Source organism: Marinobacter salarius (assembly GCF_032922745.1).
Taxonomy (GTDB): Bacteria; Pseudomonadota; Gammaproteobacteria; order Pseudomonadales; family Oleiphilaceae; genus Marinobacter.
The window spans coordinates 833334-849242 of sequence record NZ_CP136693.1 but is presented as its reverse complement, the minus strand read 5'-3'; the positions used below and the strand labels follow the sequence as shown (position 1 = coordinate 849242).

At 59.0% G+C, this 15909-nt stretch carries 15 protein-coding genes; 9 read left to right on the top strand and 6 right to left on the bottom strand.

The window, feature by feature from the left end; all coding sequences use genetic code 11:
• Window positions 1-19 precede the first annotated feature (19 nt).
• The 4 genes from trkA to def all read right to left on the bottom strand — a co-directional run bounded on the left by trkA (window position 20) and on the right by def (window position 4238).
• On the bottom strand, window positions 20-1423 hold the full coding sequence (gene trkA, locus R1T46_RS03925) for a Trk system potassium transporter TrkA (RefSeq protein ID WP_036211787.1): 1404 nt from the start codon (window positions 1421-1423) through the stop codon (window positions 20-22).
• A complete protein-coding gene (gene rsmB, locus R1T46_RS03920; RefSeq protein ID WP_317307399.1) occupies window positions 1420-2721 on the bottom strand; it encodes a 16S rRNA (cytosine(967)-C(5))-methyltransferase RsmB in 1302 nt (433 codons plus the stop codon). Before rsmB ends, trkA begins: the two co-directional genes overlap by 4 nt.
• Window positions 2722-3657 carry a methionyl-tRNA formyltransferase gene (gene fmt / locus R1T46_RS03915; protein ID WP_317307398.1) on the bottom strand — a complete coding sequence of 312 codons (936 nt, stop codon included), beginning with the start codon at window positions 3655-3657 and terminating at the stop codon, window positions 2722-2724.
• Window positions 3658-3734: 77 nt separating this feature from the next.
• A complete protein-coding gene (def, locus tag R1T46_RS03910) occupies window positions 3735-4238 on the bottom strand; it encodes a peptide deformylase (RefSeq protein WP_317307397.1) in 504 nt (167 codons plus the stop codon).
• 374 nt (window positions 4239-4612) lie between these two features.
• Between def and R1T46_RS03905 the strand changes: the two genes are divergently transcribed.
• The 8 genes from R1T46_RS03905 (at window position 4613) to R1T46_RS03870 (ending at window position 11456) form a co-directional block, all read left to right on the top strand.
• Complete coding sequence (locus R1T46_RS03905) at window positions 4613-5629, top strand: LysM peptidoglycan-binding domain-containing protein (RefSeq protein WP_036211799.1); 1017 nt, start codon at window positions 4613-4615, stop codon at window positions 5627-5629.
• Between the two features lie 130 nt (window positions 5630-5759).
• The gene (gene dprA / locus R1T46_RS03900; RefSeq protein ID WP_317307396.1) at window positions 5760-6926 is read left to right on the top strand and encodes a DNA-processing protein DprA; all 1167 of its coding nucleotides are present in this window, start codon (window positions 5760-5762) and stop codon (window positions 6924-6926) included.
• 26 nt (window positions 6927-6952) lie between these two features.
• Complete coding sequence (locus tag R1T46_RS03895) at window positions 6953-7528, top strand: L-threonylcarbamoyladenylate synthase (RefSeq protein WP_036211802.1); 576 nt, start codon at window positions 6953-6955, stop codon at window positions 7526-7528.
• An 8-nt stretch (window positions 7529-7536) separates the two neighbouring features.
• Complete coding sequence (gene hemF / locus R1T46_RS03890; protein WP_036211804.1) at window positions 7537-8475, top strand: oxygen-dependent coproporphyrinogen oxidase; 939 nt, start codon at window positions 7537-7539, stop codon at window positions 8473-8475.
• Window positions 8468-9295 (top strand): shikimate dehydrogenase, encoded by an 828-nt coding sequence (gene aroE, locus R1T46_RS03885; RefSeq protein WP_317307395.1) that lies wholly within the window; start codon window positions 8468-8470, stop codon window positions 9293-9295. Before hemF ends, aroE begins: the two co-directional genes overlap by 8 nt.
• A gap of 84 nt (window positions 9296-9379) precedes the next feature.
• Window positions 9380-10153 (top strand): MotA/TolQ/ExbB proton channel family protein, encoded by a 774-nt coding sequence (locus R1T46_RS03880; protein WP_036211808.1) that lies wholly within the window; start codon window positions 9380-9382, stop codon window positions 10151-10153.
• 3 nt (window positions 10154-10156) lie between these two features.
• On the top strand, window positions 10157-10990 hold the full coding sequence (locus R1T46_RS03875; RefSeq protein ID WP_317307394.1) for a flagellar motor protein MotB: 834 nt from the start codon (window positions 10157-10159) through the stop codon (window positions 10988-10990).
• A 148-nt stretch (window positions 10991-11138) separates the two neighbouring features.
• A complete protein-coding gene (locus R1T46_RS03870) occupies window positions 11139-11456 on the top strand; it encodes a PA4642 family protein (RefSeq protein WP_317307393.1) in 318 nt (105 codons plus the stop codon).
• A gap of 26 nt (window positions 11457-11482) precedes the next feature.
• On the opposite strand, the gene R1T46_RS03865 is transcribed toward R1T46_RS03870, so the two are convergent.
• Together R1T46_RS03865 and R1T46_RS03860 are read right to left on the bottom strand one after the other, a co-directional pair.
• Entirely contained in the window at window positions 11483-13102 is a 1620-nt protein-coding gene (locus R1T46_RS03865; protein WP_317307392.1) for a hypothetical protein, read from the bottom strand.
• Between the two features lie 15 nt (window positions 13103-13117).
• Window positions 13118-13654, bottom strand: coding sequence for a gamma carbonic anhydrase family protein (locus R1T46_RS03860; RefSeq protein WP_317307391.1), 537 nt, complete (start codon window positions 13652-13654; stop codon window positions 13118-13120).
• 207 nt (window positions 13655-13861) lie between these two features.
• Between R1T46_RS03860 and prlC the strand changes: the two genes are divergently transcribed.
• Window positions 13862-15907, top strand: coding sequence for an oligopeptidase A (gene prlC, locus R1T46_RS03855; RefSeq protein WP_317307390.1), 2046 nt, complete (start codon window positions 13862-13864; stop codon window positions 15905-15907).
• Window positions 15908-15909 lie beyond the last annotated feature (2 nt).

Genomic DNA, 15909 nt, shown 5'->3' with positions numbered 1-15909 from the left:
TCAGAAGATTGATTTTGCGCTAGAAGAACGTCAGTCCCACCTGGAACAGTTTCTCTACATCCCGTATCCGCGACTTGTCTACCAGGAACAGGATAACGTGGTCATCCGGCTGTACCCGCAGGTGGTCGTGGGCGATAAGGACTTCGCTGTGGCGGACGATGGCGCCGATGGTGGTGCCTTCCGGCAGGTTGATCTCGTCAAGCCGCTTACCCACTACCCGGGAGGACCGGTGGTCGCCATGGGCGATGGCCTCAATGGCTTCGGCTGCGCCCCTACGGAGTGAGTGAACGTTTACTACGTCCCCGCGGCGAATGTGGGTAAGCAGGCTGCCAATGGTGGTTTGCTGGGGCGAGATAGCGACATCAATGTCGCCGCCCTGGATCAGGTCGACGTAGTCCGGGTTGTTGATCAGCGTCAGTACCTTGCGGGCACCCAGACGTTTGGCCAGCAGTGACGCCATGATGTTGGCTTCGTCATCGTTAGTGACCGCACAGAAGACATCGGTATTCTCGATGTTTTCTTCCAACAGGATGTCCTTGTTGGCGGCATTGCCCTCCAGCACCACGGTTTTGCGAAGGTTCTCAGACAGCATCACGCAACGTTCGTGGTCCCGTTCAAGAAGTTTCACCTGGTAGCGGGATTCGAGAGTATGGGCCAGGCGCTGGCCAATGTTGCCACCCCCACAGATGAAGATGCGCTTGTAGGGTTTTTCCAGTGGCTGCAACTCGCTCATCACCGAGCGAATATGGTCGGAGGCGGCGATGAAGAAAACCTCGTCGCCGTCTTCGATCACCGTATCCCCCTGAGGCATGATCGCCCGGTCTTTCCTGAAAATGGCGGCGACCCGTGTTTCGATTTTGGGCATATGGCTGCGCAGGTACGACAATTCGTGGCCAACCAGTGGGCCGCCTTCCGTCGCCCGAATGGCGACCAACTGAACAAGCCCCTTGGAAAATTCCAGTACCTGCAGCGCGCCGGGGTATTCGATCAGTCGTGTAATGTGCTTGGTGACCAGGTGCTCCGGGCTGATCAGAACATCTATGGGGAAGCCCCGCAGGCTGTCCAGATCCTTCTTCTGATCCCGCTGGTAGAACAGTTCTGGTTTTGCCAGGTAGGCGTTGGCCCTGACCCGGCAGATGGTGGTCGGGGTTTTGTAGAGCAACTTGGAGACCTGGCAGGCCACCATGTTGACCTCGTCACTGTTGGTCACGGCGATGACCATGTCGCCATCTTCAGCGCCCGCCTGACGCAGAACCGTGGGGAAGGAGGCCATGCCCTGGACAGTCCGAATATCCAGGCGATCCTGAAGCTCCCGCAGGCGGGTACTGTCACTGTCGATCACGGTGATGTCGTTGGCTTCGTTGGCGAGGTTTTCTGCCAGGGTCCCGCCCACCTGGCCGGCACCGAGAATCAGGATTTTCATGGTTCGGGTTTCTCCAGCACAGCGTAGAAAAATCCATCGTGGCTTTCGGGAACAGGCAGCATCTGGCGGCCGGTTTCCATATCGCGCCCCCAAAGGACATCGGGCTCCACCAGGGCAGCGTCGTCCTGCTGTTTCAGGAATCGACGAATTATACGGTGATTCTCCTGCGGAAACACCGAACAGGTGGCATAGACCAGGCGTCCTCCGGGTGCGAGCACTTGCCACATCGACTCCAGCAGACTCAGCTGAATGCTGGCGAGCGGGACAATGTCTGATTCACGGCGCAGCAACTTGATGTCCGGATGGCGGCGAATCACGCCGGTGGCGCTGCAGGGAACGTCCAGCAGGATGCGATCGAACGGCTTCCGGTCCCACCACTGGTCAATATCTGCGGCATCGGCTTGCTTCAGTGTGGCCACGAGGTCCAGCCGTTCCAGGTTTTCCTGCACCCGTGGCAGTCGATCAGCGGATTCGTCGATAGCGACCACTTCTTCCAGTTGTCCACAGCTTTCAAGGATAGCGCAGGTTTTGCCTCCCGGTGCGGCACAGGCATCCAACACCCGTTGACCGGGCGCCAGGTCCATCAGGGTGGTGCAGAGCTGGGCTGCTTCATCCTGCACACTGACCGCGCCTTCGGAAAACCAGGGAAGAAGGTCCACCGGCACGGGAGCAGCCAGTTGGATGCCGTGGGGCGCAAACAGGGTTGCGTTGGCATCGATACCGGCATCGGACAACAACCGCAGGTAGTCGTCGCGGCTGAAGCGCAGGGCGTTCACCCGCAAGGTCATGGGGGCCTGGGTGTTATTGGCTTCGAGAATGGCCTGCCAGTCGTGAGGCCAGTTATGGCGCAGCTTTTCAAGCATCCAGGGAGGGTGGCTGAAACGACCGATTTCGTCGGCAATGGGCGGCTCCCCTTCCCGCTCCGCAGCCCGCAGAACGCCGTTCACCAGCCCTGTCAGATGTGGTTTGTCGAGGGCGCGACAGGCTTCCACGGTTTCATTCAGAATCGCGTAGGTGGCCTGCTGGCTGAAGCGAAGCTGGAACAGCGCTACCAGCATCAGGTGGTGGACCACCCGGTCGGATTTGCGCAGCGGTTTTTTCAGGCGCGCCTGTAACTCGCCATCGAGCCGGTGAAACCAGCGACAGGTGCCGTAACACAGTGCCTGTAGTGGTGGTCGTTCGTTGTCTGCCACATCACCCATGGCGTGGGGCAGGCATTGGGACAGCGACTGGCCGTTCTCAACGGATTGCAACACTCGGGCAGCAACCGCCCGCAGTGGCTGGCCCTGTTGGCTCATTCAGTTCAGCTCCTGGCCGGGCATCAGTATGTCCTTGCCGCCGTTGATCAGGTCGTTCACCGATTGTGGCCGCGAGCCGGACAACTGCAAACGGGTGATCCTCAGGGATTCCAGGCCGCAGGCAATGTCGATGCCCTCGCGGTCGCGGCGAATCACCGTGCCGGGATGTTTGTCGCTGGTGTCGTCCAGAATCTCTGCCTGATGAATGCGGATGCGCAGATCCTCCAGGTCGGTGTAGGTGCCCGGCCAGGGATTAAAGGCACGAATCAGCCGGCTGATGGCGGGGGCGTCCCGGGTCCAGTCGATATGCCCTTCTTCCTTGCTGAGCTTACGGGCATAGCAGGCCCGGGCCTCGTCCTGGATTTCGCCCTGCAGCTCGCCTTTCTCAAGCTGCTCCAGCGACTTGACGATGGCTTCGCCACCCAGGCCCGCCAGACGGTCGTGAAGGCTGCCGCCGGTATCGGCGTCTTCGATCGGCGTAATGGCTTTCAGCAGCATTGCGCCGGTGTCCAGGCCAGCGTCCATCTGCATGATGGTAATACCGGTTTCGCGGTCACCCGCGGCAATTGCGCGCTGAATAGGCGCGGCACCGCGCCAGCGAGGCAGCAACGAGGCATGGATGTTCAGGCAGCCGTGACGAGGGAGGTCCAGCACCGCCTGCGGCAGAATCAGGCCGTAGGCAGCGACGATCATCACGTCTGCGTTAAGGCTGCGGAGCTGTTCCTGCGCTTCGGCCGATTTCAGGGACTCTGGTTGGAACACGGGAATGCCCGCCTCAACCGCAACCTGTTTGACCGGGCTGGGTGTCAGTTTGCGACCACGGCCAGCGGGCCGGTCGGGTTGGGAGTAAACGCCAACCACCTGATGATGTGTCGTGAGCAGTGCCTTCAGCGCGGTGGCTGCGAATTCAGGGGTGCCGGCAAAAACAAGTCGCACGGGTATCGCTTCCTGGTCCGTTGAATACGAAAAGACCGGGTTTTCACCCGGTCCCGATTTACGCTGTTTTGGCGGCTTCAGGCGCTTTTCTTGTGAAGCTTTTCCAGTTTCTTGCGAATACGAGTGCGCTTCAGCGAACTCAGGTAGTCCACAAACAGCTTGCCGTTGAGGTGATCCATTTCATGCTGGATACATACCGCCAACAGGCCACGGGCTTCCAACTCGAACGGTTTGCCATCACGGCCAACGGCCCTGATCATGCAGTGTTCAATACGGGATACGTCTTCGTAGAAACCCGGCACCGACAGGCAGCCTTCCTGCATGTCTTCAAGCTCACCATCAAGCACTTCCACTTCCGGGTTGATGAATACCCGCGGTTCACTTTTGTCTTCGGACAGATCCATGACGATAATCTGCTTGTGCACGTTGACCTGGGTGGCGGCCAGGCCAATGCCGGGCGCATCGTACATGGTCTCGAACATGTCGTCGATCAGCTTGCGGGTCTCGTCTGTCACCTCGTCCACGGGCTTGGCAAGGGTGCGCAAGCGGGGGTCCGGGTATTCGAGAATATCTAATATCATGGCGCTCGTACTTTTGGTGTCTGATTCTGGCTTTCACCGTTATCTTTTGTAACGGTGTGAATACTGTCTCCGAAATGCGACAGCGTACTGCGCATTTTTCCATCCCGTGACTATTATGATCGGGATGAAAGAGCCGGTTTCAACGGGTTGTCGCCGTTTATGGTGCTATTATCCCTCAACTCGCTCATTGAGTACAAACTGATCAGTTGATAGTCAAAAGCTCTCGACCATAGCGTAGAATTTACTGGAAGAACAAAAGATAACATCACAATTTGCGAGACATCTTCTATAGTAGTGGTATAAAAGGCAGAGTACCGGCTGCATACCAAGAACAGAATCTATCGATTCAAGGCACGCGATCAAGGACTTAAACAATGAGGAAACTGCTGTACGCTCTGGCAGCAAGCATGCTGCTGCTAACCTCCTGGGCCCACGCCGCCCCGGAACTGAGGTCCGATCATCCCGAGCGTTACACTGTCGTGAAGGGTGACACCCTGTGGGATATTTCCGCCCGCTTCCTGAATAACCCCTGGTACTGGCCGGAAATCTGGCACGTTAATCCACAGGTTGCAAACCCACACCTTATCTATCCGGGTGACGAGTTGGCGCTGGTCTATATTGACGGCAAGCCGCGTGTTACCAAGGTTTCCAGTGATCGGGTGGTGAAGCTTTCACCAAAAGTGCGTTCCGAGCCCATCGACACGCCGATTCCCGCCATTCCCCTGGATGCGATCAGCAGTTTCCTGACCGACACGCGCATCGTTGACGTTGAGGCGCTGAATGGAGCGCCTTACGTGCTGGAGGGCGAGGACGGCCGGATTATTACCGGCGCGGGTGATCGGATTTACGCTCGTGGTGAGAAGCCGGCTGACAATGTGGGCGTATTCCGCCGCAGCAAGGAATTCCGGGACCCGGAAACCGGCGAATTCCTTGGTCTTGAAGCCCGGAGTATTGCCCGCGGTGAAGTCATTGCCGAGAATAAAGACGTTCTGACGCTCCGGCTGAAACAATCCAACGAGGAAGTTCGCATCGGGGACCGTCTGCTGGTTGGCGAAGAGCGTCGCATCACCACCAGTTTTGTGCCCAGCTCTCCCGACAGTGACATCGAGGCCCAGATGATTTCGGTCGATGGTGGTGTCAGCCAGATCGGGCAGTTTGACGTGGTGGCTATCAACCGCGGTCAACGGGAAGGCCTGAAGCCGGGTAATGTCATGGCCGTGCTGAAGAGTGGCAACCTGGTTCGGGACCCGGTCACCAATGAAACCATCGAACTGCCCTCCGAGCGTGCCGGGCTGATGATGGTGTTTCAGGCCTACGAAAAAATGAGCTATGGCCTGATCCTGCAGGCTACCCGTCCGTTGTCGGTTGGTGACAAGGTGACCAATCCCTGAGCTGATCACAACGTAAAACGTCCGTAGAAAGGGAGCCGCATCGCCGGCTCCTTTTTTTATGGCATAATTCACCTCCGGCTTGCCAGGAAGGCAAGCCCCGATACCCAACCTTGATCCACGGAAGGATGCCATGCCCCTCGCTACCGACTCCCTGTCTGTCCCGAACCTGTTCCAATCGGAACACGGATTCTGGATATTCCTGTCCTGTCTGCCGAAATTCGGAGCCCGTCGTCAGCAGGCGATCCTCGAACAGCTTCCCGATTTCCGGCAACTCCTGACCCATAACGCCGCCACGCTGAAAGCACTGGGTTTGGCGGCGGAAACGATCGCTGCTCTCGAAGCATGGCGCCGCCAGGATAACGCTCACCCTGTGGTCGCCAACGCCGACGGCATATACCGGAATTGCCTGAGGACTGGCACGGCTATCCTGACCATCGCCGATGCCGACTACCCCGAGCCTCTCAGGCATATTCACGATGGGCCACTGGTGCTCTATGTGCGCGGTGATCGCTCCCTGCTGGGGCGCGATCAGATCGGTATTGTGGGGAGCCGCAACGCCACCCGGGCGGGGCTGGAACACGCCCGCTCCTTTGCCGCGGCGCTTGGCCAAAAAGGCCTGCTGGTGACCAGCGGGTTGGCTCTGGGGGTGGACGGCGCCGCCCATGCCGGCGCCCTGGATGCCGGCTTCCCGACCGTCGCGGTGATTGGCAATGGTGTTGATAAACCCTACCCCTATCGCCACCGCACGCTCAGTGAACGCATCGCCGGTGAGGGGGTGATTGTGTCCGAATACCCGCCGGGTACGTCCGCCAAGGCGGGCCATTTCCCCCGCCGAAACCGGATTATCAGCGGTCTCAGCCGTGGCATCCTGGTGGTGGAGGCGGGACTCAAAAGCGGCTCCCTGATCACCGCGCGACTGGCGTTGGAGCAGGGGCGGGAGGTCTTTGCCATTCCAGGCTCGGTCCACAATCCCCTGGCCCGTGGTTGCCATCACCTGATACGCCAGGGTGCGAAACTGGTGGAAACCGTGGACGATATCTGCGAGGAACTGGGCGGTTGGTGGACCGGTCAGAACGAGGGCAATCCCTCTTCGGTGGTCATGCATGGGCCGGCGACAGAAAACCTGGACTCCCGGGAAATCGCGGTGCTGGAGGCTTTAGGGTATGATCCGCAGTCAACCGATGATTTGTGTTCAGTGACCGGCCTTCCCGCCGATCAGTTGATGCAGTCGCTGCTTCTCCTGGAGTTACAGGGGTTGGTGGATTCTGCGCCGGGAGGGTTTCAACGGATTGCCTGAGCCGCGTTTAAAGACTTGAAGATTTCATGAAATCACCACAGCAACCTTTGTCCGACTGGCACCTTCATTGCGCCCGCCGCACCGTCTTTGGTGGCGGGGTCATTGCCTATCCCACGGAAGCCGTCTGGGGGCTGGGTTGCGATCCGTGGGACCAGGACGCCGTTGAACGAGTCCTGTCGCTCAAGCAGCGCCCGATGGAGAAGGGACTGATCCTTGTGGCGGCGTCTGTCGATCAGGTACGGTTTCTGCTCGACCCGCTGCCGAAGCAGCAGCAGCGCCAGGCGATGAGTCATTGGCCCGGCCCGGTCACCTGTCTTCTGCCGGATGTCCGCAAGCAAATCCCTCAACAGGTTCGAGGTCTTCATAGCTCCATCGCTGTCAGGGTCAGTGACCATCCGGTTGTGCGCGCGCTGTGCGAGGCGGCCGGCTTTCCCCTGGTCTCTACCTCCTGTAATCCGGCAGGGCGCCAGCCGGCCCGAAGCTCCTGGCAGGTGCGTCGTTACTTCGAGGGCCAACTGGATTGGTTGGTGCCGGGAGAACTGGGCGGTAACCGTCAACCCAGCCGTATCATCGATATCGTCAGCGGAAAGCAACTGCGCTAGGAGTTCCCATGTCTCAGCACCCTTTTCAGCACCCCGACAGCCATGCCGTGAAACAATACCTGCTTGGCCTGCAGGATCAGATCTGCGAACGGCTGGCTGCGGTCGATGGCAGGGGCGTTTTCGAAACCGATGCCTGGGACAGGCCCGAAGGCGGAGGTGGCATCAGCCGGGTGATCACCGATGGCGAGGTGTTCGAGAAAGGCGGTGTAAACTTCTCCCATGTGATGGGCGAGACCATGCCTGCGTCAGCCACCGCGCATCGGCCCCACCTGGCGGGTGCGCCCTGGCAAGCCATGGGGGTGTCTCTGGTCATGCACCCTTCGAACCCCTACGTACCCACGTCTCACGCCAACGTCCGGTTTTTTGTTGCGACCCCCGAGGATGCAGAGCCGGTCTATTGGTTTGGCGGGGGCTATGATCTTACGCCCTATTACGGCTTCGACGAGGATTGTGTCCATTGGCACCGGGTCGCGAAAGCCGCCTGTGATCCTTTCGGCGACCAACTCTATCGCGAGTACAAGCACTGGTGTGACAACTATTTCTACCTCAAGCACCGGGACGAACCCCGGGGCGTGGGAGGGTTGTTCTTCGACGACCACAACACCGGGGACTTCCGTCGTGATTTTGCCTTGATGCAATCTGTCGGGGACAGCTTTATCGATGCCTATGAGCCTATTGTGGCACGTCGCAAAGCCCTGGCCTGGGGTGATCGCGAGCGTGATTTCCAGCTTTATCGCCGCGGTCGCTACGTGGAGTTCAACCTGGTCTACGACCGGGGCACTCTGTTTGGCCTGCAGTCCGGTGGCCGTACCGAATCCATTCTGATGTCGCTGCCGCCGCTGGTGCGCTGGGAATATGCCTTCGTTCCGGAGCCCGGCTCGGAAGAAGCCCGGCTGACGGACTATTTTCTTACTGGACGGGATTGGCTGGAGAATGTCGATGCATAACGATCTTTACGCCGTGGTGGGTAACCCTATCAGTCACAGCAAATCTCCCCGCATTCATAGCCTGTTTGCCCGCCAAACCGGCGAGCAGCTGGAGTACACGGCCATACAGGCGCCAGAAGACGATTTCGCGGGTACCGTCGAAGGCTTTTTCGAACGCGGTGGCAAGGGGTTGAATATCACCGTGCCTTTCAAGGAGCAGGCCTGGCAGCTCGCGGACCTGCGAACCCAGCGCGCCGAGCGAGCAGGTGCGGCGAATACGCTCTACAAAGACAGTAAGGGCTCACTAACCGCCGACAACACGGATGGCAAAGGACTGGTTACCGACCTGATGGTCAACCATGGCGTTCGCCTGGCGGGTAAACGCCTGCTGGTGTTGGGCGCCGGCGGGGCCGTTCGTGGCGTTCTGGGGCCGATTCTTGCGGAAGAACCCGCCGCCTTGACGATTGCCAACCGCACCCTGGCAAAAGCCGAGGGCCTGGTCAGTTTCTTTGAACCCGTGGCTGGCGATACGCACCTGGAGGCCTGCGGATTTGAACAGCCGACCTCCGCTTTCGACATCATCATCAATGGCACCAGTGCCAGCCTGCAGGGAGATCTGCCACCGGTTTCCACAAATGTGATCGGTGCCGACACGGTGATTTACGACATGATGTATTCTCTGCAGACCACCACCTTCAACCAGTGGGCACTGGACCGGGGAGCCACCCGGGTGTTCGACGGCCTGGGCATGCTGGTGGAACAGGCGGCGGAGTCGTTCCGGATATGGCGAGGAAAAACCCCGGACACCCGTCCGGTGATTGAAGAATTGCGAAACGACTGAGCCCAACCCGGATCAATGGGCTATGCTTCGCAGGTGTAGACGGTTCCTGAAGCTCGCTGATTAATCGCTGATTTAAGGTCTCTGATGGATATACTCACCCTTGTCGGGCTAGTGGCAGGCGTACTGATTGTCGTGCTCGCGATGCTGGCCAACGCGTCAATACTGACCTTTTTCAACCTTCCGGGGCTGGCGATTGTGCTGGGTGGCACGTTTGCCGTCACCCTCATCAAGTTTCGTCTGCCTTCGGTGATGAGTGCTTTCAGGCTGGCGTTTGCAGCGGCGTTTCAGGATCGCGTCGAACGGCCGGCGGAGTTGATCCGCGAAGTTGGCATACTGGCTCTTGTCGTTCGCAAGGAAGGTATCCTGGGCTTGGAGAACCACGGCACCGAAAACGAGTTTCTGAAAAAGGCCATCAATCTGTGCGTGGATGGCCACCCACCGGAGTTGGTTGAAGAAGCTCTGGCTCAGGAAACCCAGCAAACGGCCGAGCGCTACGAAGTCTCCGAAAGGGTATTTCGTGGTATCGGTGAATCCGCTCCGGCGATCGGTATGCTGGGCACACTGGTTGGCCTGGTGCAGATGCTCAACACCCTCGACGATCCGTCCTCCATTGGGCCGGCCATGGCGATCGCCCTGCTGACCACGCTCTATGGCGCCTTCATCGCCCAGTTGATCGCCCTGCCCCTGGCCGACAAGCTGCAGCTCAAGGCCGAAGATGAGGCACGTAACCAGTTACTGATTACCACATCAATGCGTACCATCATGCGCGGGGAGAATCCCCGGGTGATGACCGAACTGCTGTCGTCCTTTGTAACGCCGGAGCAGCGCAATGGTCTTGCGCCGGAGCGGGAGGCGTAGGTTTTGGTGGTTCGCCAGCCCGTCAAAAAGAAGAAGCATGGCCGTGGCTCCCCGGCCTGGATTGTCACCTTCGCCGATCTGGCCACCCTGCTGCTGACTTTTTTTATCCTGTTGCTGTCGTTCGCGGAAATGGATGTTGAAAAGTACCGTGCCATGGCTAATTCCATGGCGGGGGCCTTCGGCAGCAACCAGGTGCTCGGCGATGCTGTGGGGGGCTCGCCGCTGACCCTGATTGAGTCGGATACGGTTTCCCTGCCGGAGCCAATGGAGACAGCGACCGACGAGCCCGAATTTATTGATGAACGCGCGGAAGCGGATGCCCCGACCAAAATTCCGGCGGGTGTGATCGATCTGGCAAGTCGAATGATCGAAGAGCTTGAACCGGAAGTGGCTTCGGAGGCATTGAGCGTCAACTACGATGAAAGCCGGGTGGTGATCCGGTTTTCGGAGGAAGCCACGTTCCGCTCCGGAGAAGCGGCGATCAAGCCGGGAATGGTGCCGATCATCGAACGGGTGGTAGAGGTGTTGTCTGGTTGCACCGGTGACGTTCTGGTGGCGGGTTACACGGATGACCGCCCGATAGCCAGTGGCCGCTATCGCTCCAACTGGGACCTGTCTGCCGCGCGTGCCGTGTCGGTGGTTCACGAGCTGGTGCTGAATCGTCAGGTGCCGGCGGAGCGGGTTGTCGCGGCGGGCCGGGCGGAAACCAACCCGCTGGCGCCCAACGACAGCCCGGAGAACCGGGCCAAGAACCGGAGGGTGGAGATCGCCATTCGCAACCCGCAATGCGACGACAGCGTGGAGACGGACCAGTTACCGGTGGAAATTAACCCGTGAAGTTCGCATATGCCTGCCGGGAAGCTCCTCATAGTCAATTTATATAACCCCGGCGCTTTTAGATCTTTATACTGTGCAGCCCAACGCAAACACATTTGTCGTAACTATTTGCTGTAAAAAGCTGTAACGAAAAGGCCAGAGAGAGATTATGAGCGGACCTGACAAACCGAAAGTGATTGGTGAGGAATGGAGTGATGAGCGGGTAAAGAGCTTCCTGGCCATTACGCCCTACGACCGCAACATCAATCCTGACTTCAACGCCCTGATCAAAGCCTACCAGGCCATGATTGCCGAAGACTTTGACCGTTTCGTCGGTTTCTTTGTGGAAGCGGGGCGGGATCTCAACGCAGTCGATGAAAACGGTGAGACCATCCTGGACCTGGTGTCGCGGCACCGTCGTAGCACCGCGTATGCAGAGACACTTCGGAAAGCCGGCGCAAAAACAACGGCAGAGGCCGGGAGCTGAATCTGACCGTTCTCCTTCTTTACCGGTTACTGCTCAACAACGCCTGAAGCAGACACTTCTACCGGAATGTGCGGGCCGCTGAAAGCCCGATGAAGAAAGGGCCGGAAGCTGGCCATCGAAGGCCCCTGCTGATCCGAGTGGGGGTGCGCACCCCACCGGAATCCGCGTATGCCCTTCTGATCACTGCTGCCAACAAACGGCGCCAGCATTGTGGGGTCGGCGCTAATCACATGAACAATGACGTCGCGGCTGGCGTCGTCGCCGGTGATCAAAGGGGCCGCCTGATGGTCGCCTGTCAGCACCAGCAGGGTCTTGTTATCCACATGGCGTTTGGCGTATTCGGTGGCCACGTTCAGTGCATAATCCAGCGAGCGGGCATAGTGATCGCGCACGCGCTCGGGGTCCCGCCACAGGCTCGCAGGTGCTTCGCCGGCGTCTTTCCAGCGGTTAAACGCTTCTCCATTGCCAATGCTGTCCCAATCGTCCAGAACCGGGAGTATGGGGACCCATGGCGCGTGGCTGCTGATCAGCGCCACCTCAGCGAACACAGGGGTATGATCAGCGCGCTCCCGAATCTGGCGTTGGAACCATGACCAGGTGTACTGATCTGGCATGGTGACCCAGTTCAGGGCGGGTCCACGATAGCCCATGGTGGTGGAGTGATAGATGCGGTTGTAGCCGAACGCAAGACCCTCCGGCCACTCCCGGGTAATGGCGGGCATAACGGCCACGGTATCATGGCCAGTCGCGCCCATATCATTAATCAGTGTGGGATAGTCGCTGGCCAGGAAAGTGTCGTAATCGAGTTGGGTGTCGATCCATTGGCCGCTGAGCAGCGTGGTATGCGCCAGCCAGGATTGGCCACCCTGAACGGGGGATTGCAGGCGGCCCGTGACCATATGCAGGCCGGCGTTCGCCAGCACCTGCTCCATTTGCTGGAGGCGAGGCTGGATCAGGGGCCCGTAACGCGGGTCGGTGACGGAAGATATGCCGTAGGACTCAATGAACCCCAGGATCACATCGGTTTGAGCAAGCGCCTGCAGTGGCCTGGATTGGCTGGCGCCCGGGTTATCCATCAAATGCTGCTGGAAAGAGGCCGTTGACTGATAGGTATCAGCGGCCAGTTCAACCTGCTGGGTGGCTGCCCGGGCTGCTGTCAGGCCCACGAATGGTTGCGGCAGGAACGCTACCCCCATGGCGACGATGCCCAGAGCCGCAACGGCGGTTGCCGGAGCGCGGGAACGGTTTGCATCAGTCTGCCGGAGCAACCGGCTTACGCAGATGCCCAACCCCACGAAGACAGCCAGGGCCATGACGATCAGCGTCAGCGACAGTGTCATTCCCAGGTTGCTCTGCAACAGGTTAAACACCGAACCGGCAAGGCCCAACTCGAGATAGAGATTGAAAGGTCGCCCGATGCTGTGGCGAACCAGAACATCACTCAGTGCAAAGAAAGCGAGCAGGCCAAAGAGAGCGCCAACAGTTGCCGCTCCGACACGCTTCCCCGTGCTTTCAGGTAGAAGAGCGAACAGTCCACTTATCAACAGGGCTTCCGCTGCCAACCAGGGCATTTGGGGATAGTGAGGCAGCAGCAACGCCACGAACAAAACGTTCAGCAGGATGGTGGTTAACAGCAGTCGCTTCAATGGCGGATCTCTCCACTAAACCTCATTGAGATAGTCGTCCTTGAGTTTGACGTAATTGGCCGCGGTGTACTTGAAGAAGGTCTTTTCCTGATCCGACAACGCCCGGGCCTGTTTGCAGGGTGACCCAACGTACAGGTAACCGGACTCCAGGGTTTTGCCCGGCGGCACCAGGCAGCCAGCAGCGACAATCACTTCGTCCTCCACCACGGCGCCGTCCATGATGATGCAACCCATACCTACCAGCACCCGGTTACCAATGGTGCAGCCGTGTAGCAGCGCCTTGTGGCCAACGGTCACGTCATCCCCGATCAGAAGCGGATAGCCACCGGGGTTATAATCACTGGCATGAGTGATGTGCAGCACCGACCCATCCTGGATGCTGCAGCGATTGCCAATGCGGATTTTGTGCATGTCACCGCGCACCGCCGTCATTGGCCAGATGGAGACGTCATCCCCTGTCTGGACATCCCCGATGACTACTGCGCTTGGGTCAATCCAGGCGCGTTCTCCAAATTGTGGCGTGTTACCCTTGTGTGTTCGTACATTCGACATTACATATACCTATATAGCGTTTACCCGAAGGCTCGGGGCACCTGTGGGGAAGCTTTTCCAAAACACGCTCCTTCGGCACATCCATGTGACGCTTGGACTCCGCCATCCATGGCTCCGTACAGTTTTGGAAAAGCTTCCCCACAGGTGCCTTTCCCGATGTTGAATACTCGAAGCTACCTGACAAATTAAAGGCTGAGAAGGGGACTTATGAATAACCCGTTATTGACCGACGACCTGTTGCCCAAGTTTGACCATGTTCGCACCGAGCACATGGAACCGGCAATTGACCAGATTCTCAGCGAGAACCGCGTGAAAATCTCACAACTGGCGCAGCAGGACGAACCCACCTGGGAAACCCTGGCGCAACCGATGCAGGCAACCGAAGACCGGCTGGAAAGAGCCTGGTCGGTGATTTCCCACCTGAACGGTGTGATGAATAGTGATGACCTGCGCAAGGTTTACAAGAACTGCCTGGAAAAGCTCACCGAGTACAGCACCGAGTTAAGCCAGAATGCAGAACTCTGCGAGGCTTACAAGAAGCTGGCAGAAAGCGGCCAGTACGATGAACTCAGCGAGGCGCAGCGTAAATCCGTGGACAACACCCTGCGGGACTTCCACCTCGGTGGCGTCGATCTGCCCCAGGAAAAGAAAGAGCAGTACGCCAATCTGTCGATGGAGCTGTCGGAGCTCTCCAACCGTTTCAGCGACAACGTTCTGGATGCCACTCAACACTGGTTCAAGCACATCACCGATGTGGAAGAGCTGGCGGGCGTTCCTGAGAGCGCACTCGATGGTGCCAAGCAGGCAGCGCAACAGAAGGATCTGGACGGCTATGTGATCACCCTGGATTTCCCCAGCTTCTACCCGGTGATGACCTACGGTGACAACCGCGACCTGCGTCGTGAAGTCTACGAAGCCTTTGTGACCCGTGCGTCCGACATGGGCCCGGATGCCGGCACCTGGGACAACACGCCGGTGATGGCGGAAATCCTCAAGCGTCGTCACTCCATGGCTCAGCTGCTCGGATTCGACAACTACGCCGAGCGCTCCCTGGCCACCAAGATGGCTCGCAATGTCGACGAAGTGCTGGACTTCCTGAACCAGTTGGCGGCCAAGTCCAAACCCATTGCCGAGCGGGAGTTTGCCGAGCTGAAGGCCTTCGCCAGGGACACCCACGGCGTTGAGGACCTGCAGGCGTGGGACATCGGCTACTACAGTGAAAAACTGCGCCAGGAACGCTACGACATTTCCCCGGAAACCCTGCGCCCGTGGTTCCCGGTGGACAAGGTGGTTCCAGGCTTGTTTGCCGTGGCCGAGAAGCTGTTCGACGTGCAGATTGAAGCCAAACCAGACGTAGAAACCTGGCACCCGGACGCGACCGCCTATTGCATCAGCCGCAATGGCGAGCCCCTGGCCTGGTTTTACCTTGATCTGTACGCCCGCCAGGGCAAGCGTGGCGGCGCCTGGATGGCGGACTGCCGAGTACGTTGGCGCAACCTGCGCGGCCAGTTGCAGCTGCCGGTGGCTTTCCTGACCTGTAACTTCACGCCGCCGGTGAACGGCAAGCCGTCACTGCTGACCCACGATGAGGTCACCACGCTGTTTCACGAGTTCGGGCACGGCCTGCACCACATGCTCACCCAGGTGGATGTGCTGGACGTATCCGGAATCAATGGCGTTGCCTGGGACGCGGTGGAACTGCCCAGCCAGTTCCTGGAAAACTGGTGCTGGAACCCGGATTCCCTGGCCCTGATCGCCTCGCACCATGAAACCGGTGAGCCGCTGCCGGACGACCTGCTGCAAAAGCTGCTGGCGGCCAAGAATTTCCAGTCCGGCATGGCGATGGTGCGTCAGTTGGAGTTTTCGCTGTTTGATTTCCGCCTGCACGCGGAATTCACCCTCGACGCCCCCACCAACCCGCTGGACATGCATCGCAAGGTGCGGAGCGAAATCGCGGTGGTGGAAGCACCCTCGTTCAACCGCTTCCCCAACAGCTTCTCCCACATTTTTGCGGGTGGCTACGCCGCGGGCTATTACAGCTACAAATGGGCCGAGGTGCTGGCGGCGGATGCGTTTTCGCTGTTCGAGGAGAAGGGTATCTTCGATCCGCAAACCGGTAAGGCGTTCCTGCAGAACATCCTTGAAAAAGGCGGTTCCCAGGAGCCGATGGAACTGTTCAAGGCGTTCCGTGGCCGTGAACCGGAGGTGGGTGCGCTGCTGAAACAGACGGGTATTACTGAAGACGCGGCTTAAGC